This window comes from Saccharothrix sp. ST-888, from assembly GCF_000955975.1.
In the GTDB taxonomy this organism is placed as follows: domain Bacteria; phylum Actinomycetota; class Actinomycetes; order Streptomycetales; family Streptomycetaceae; genus Kitasatospora.
Genome location: NZ_JYJF01000353.1, coordinates 1 through 498, shown reverse-complemented (window position 1 = coordinate 498; position 498 = coordinate 1). Strand labels below are relative to the sequence as shown.

1 protein-coding gene is annotated in these 498 nt (G+C 67.1%); it reads right to left on the bottom strand.

Features of this window, described 5'->3' with window-relative positions; translation table 11 throughout:
• Positions 1 to 177: 177 nt before the first annotated feature.
• On the bottom strand, positions 178 to 453 hold the full coding sequence (locus UK12_RS33065; protein WP_045306909.1) for a TetR/AcrR family transcriptional regulator: 276 nt from the start codon (positions 451 to 453) through the stop codon (positions 178 to 180).
• Positions 454 to 498: the final 45 nt, after the last annotated feature.

Here is a 498-nt window from a genome sequence, read left to right as displayed (position 1 = left end):
CATCAACTCCTTCGGCGAGCTGGGTGCCACCTCGGACGGCGTGGCCCGCGCTGCGCGCGATCACAAGCGCGCCGTCCGGGACCAGCTGACCGACCTCACACGCGAGCTGGGAGCCGGCGAGCCGTCGGCGAAGGGGGTGATGAATGCGACGCCCAGGGAGCCGTGCCCGGCGACACATCAGTGGAGCCGGTCGAAGCCTGCCGCGAGCCTGCCTTCAGGCGGGGGGGCGTCTAGGTGGATATACTCGGACAGGTCGGGGAGCCAGGTCTCGTCGTGGGGCTGCAGGTACTGCTCCACGAGCTCGGTGTTGGACGGCACGTACTGGTACAGCCGCTTCAGCGACACGCCGGAGGTGGCGCGGAGTTCGTCGATGGCCACGGTCTGGATGCCGCGTTCGTAGAACAGTCGCTTCGCGGCCTCAAGCAACCGCGAGCGGGCCTCTTCGTGATCCACAGCACCTCCAGCTACCACTGAGAACGATGATTCTCTAGACTAGCC